Source organism: Streptomyces sp. NPDC001156 (assembly GCF_053598275.1).
In genome coordinates this window covers 1-2197 of record NZ_JBSFJX010000467.1, presented here as the reverse complement: position 1 = coordinate 2197, position 2197 = coordinate 1, and the positions used below count along the sequence as shown (strand labels likewise).

Here is a 2197-nt window from a genome sequence, read left to right as displayed (position 1 = left end):
CGCGGGAGACCAGTGCATCCACCACCGTTCGGGATGCGCCAGTTGACCAGGACTGGGTACAAGACCCACTCCTGCTCACTGACTAGGAACGGTTCAAGTTGTCCGTCATGCTCCCGGCTGACCAGGGCCCGAGGCCGGGCCTCGGTCAGCCTGTCACATCACGGACTTACACGATCTTTCAGACACGCTCTCGAATCCGCCAACAAAGTCCTTCAGGCAGGGGAGCAGTCAAGCGTCCGCTTTCGGTGCCGTCGGGTGGATCCCGACGAAGCCGAGTACCGCGCCGAAGGCCGTCACACTGGCGGCAATGGTGAAACTGAAGGCGTAACCATGCGTGGTGGCGGTCATCGAGTCGGCGCCTGCGTGCTGCAGCGCGGCGGCGTGGCTGGTGCCCAGTGAGACCAGGGCAGCCAGGCCGAGGGCGCTGCCGATCTGCATGGACGCATTGTTCATGCTGGTGGCGATGCCCGCGTCCTCACCTGTGGCGCCGTCCACTCCGGCGACGGTGGATCCGACGAGGACCAGGCCGCCTCCCAGGGGCACGAGGATCAGTCCGGGCAGTACGTCGGCCGCATAAGTGCCGTGGGGGCTCAGGCCGGCAAGGAGGATATAGCCGGCTGTGGTGATGGCAAGTCCCCCTCCGTTCAGCGCCCGCAGTCCGAACCGGGGAAGCAGGCGCGGCGCCATCACGGTGGCGCTGAACAGAATGACCGCCCCGAACGGCACAAAGGCGAATCCGGTCGCCAGCGCGGAAAGATGCAGTATGTGCTGCACGTACAGGCTCAGTGAGAAGAAGAGGGTGGCGAAACCGACGTAGTAGCAGATGCGGACGGCGTTGGCGATGCTCCGGTTGCGTGAGCGCAGGAACGCGAGGGGCACCAGGGGTCGGGCCACTCGGGCCTCGGCCAGCACGAAACCGATCAAGCAGAGCACACCGATCGCCACGCAGCCCAGGACGGGGAACGAGAGCCAGGCATGGGTGTCCTTCTCCAGCAGGCCGAACACGGCCAGGAGCAGGCCGAGGGTGACCAGGACGGCGCCCAGGACGTCAGGCCGGCCGCGCTTGGTGGCCCGGCTCTCGGATACGAGCGGGAAGGTGGCGAGAAACGCGAAGGCGGCGATGGGCAGGTTGATGAAGAATATCCAGCGCCAGGAGGTGAGGGTGGTCAGGACGCCCGAGAGCACGACGCCCAAGGCCACGCCCACTCCGGCCAAACCGCTCCAGATGGCCATGGCCCGTGCCCTTTCCTGCGGCCGTGTGAACAGCAGCGTCACCATGGACAGGGCCGCCGGGCTGACGAGTGCCGCGCCGATGCCCTGCACGAAGCGGCTGGCGACCAGTACACCGGCTTGCTGGGCCACCCCGGCGCTCGCCGACGACAGCGCGAAGATCGCCAAGCCGGTCAGGAAGAGGCGTCTGCGACCCAGCAGATCACCCAGACGCCCACCCAGCATCAGCAGCCCCCCGTAGGTGACGGTGTAACCGTTGACGACCCACGCCAGGCCGGTGGTCGTCAGGCCGAGGTCGCGCTGGATGGGGGGAAGCGCGACATTGACCACGGTCACATCGAGCAGCAGCATCACCTGCACCAGGCAGATGATCCCGAGCGCGCGCCACCTGCGCGGATCGGGTTCGGGACGGGGACTGATCAAAGTCATTGCTGATCGCCTTCTATTCAGCCGGGCCGCAGCCGTGCTCCTCAGACGCGGTCGTCGGAGGCAAGGCCGCAAGCCGGCCTGGTCCGCGGACATTTCCTGAGCTGTTCAACCGCAGGGGCTGCCTGTGCCTGGCCGCAGTAAAGGACAGCGAGGGTGCACATTCGGTCCTCTCGCAGCGTCTCGCCCGACCGACCGCCCGAGACCCGACAGCAGCAAAGGGCTCCACGTCGACGACGTGGAGCCCTTCGGTGCGCAGCGAACCCCGGGAGGGCTTCAGTAACGCATTAGCTCGTGCTGCCATTCGGCCTCGGGCTGGTTGTGCAGTTCGAGGTATGCCTGGGCGAGCACTGCCGGGTCGAAGCGCGCTTCGCCGCCGCTAATGTCCCTCTTGAATCCTCTCCCACCTGAAGGACTCCGTTGGGAAATCCGTGAACTGGTGATGTCGAGTGTGCCGGGCTGCCATGATCGTCCTGTTCGCCGATCGAGGGTGGGGCTGGATGTCGCTGGAGCCGCGGGCTGATCGCGGAGTGCCGGAGCT

1 protein-coding gene is annotated in these 2197 nt (G+C 66.5%); it reads right to left on the bottom strand.

Features of this window, described 5'->3' with window-relative positions; translation table 11 throughout:
* Nucleotides 1–228: 228 nt before the first annotated feature.
* Nucleotides 229–1659: an MFS transporter gene (locus ACWDA7_RS52235; protein WP_450615188.1), complete on the bottom strand. Its 1431-nt coding sequence runs from the start codon at nt 1657–1659 to the stop codon at nt 229–231.
* Nucleotides 1660–2197: the final 538 nt, after the last annotated feature.

Excerpts from the sequence above, each read along its gene's own strand:
- ACWDA7_RS52235 (WP_450615188.1), bottom strand. The coding sequence starts at position 1,659 with ATGACTTTGATCAGTCCCCGTCCCGAACCCGATCCGCGCAGGTGGCGC.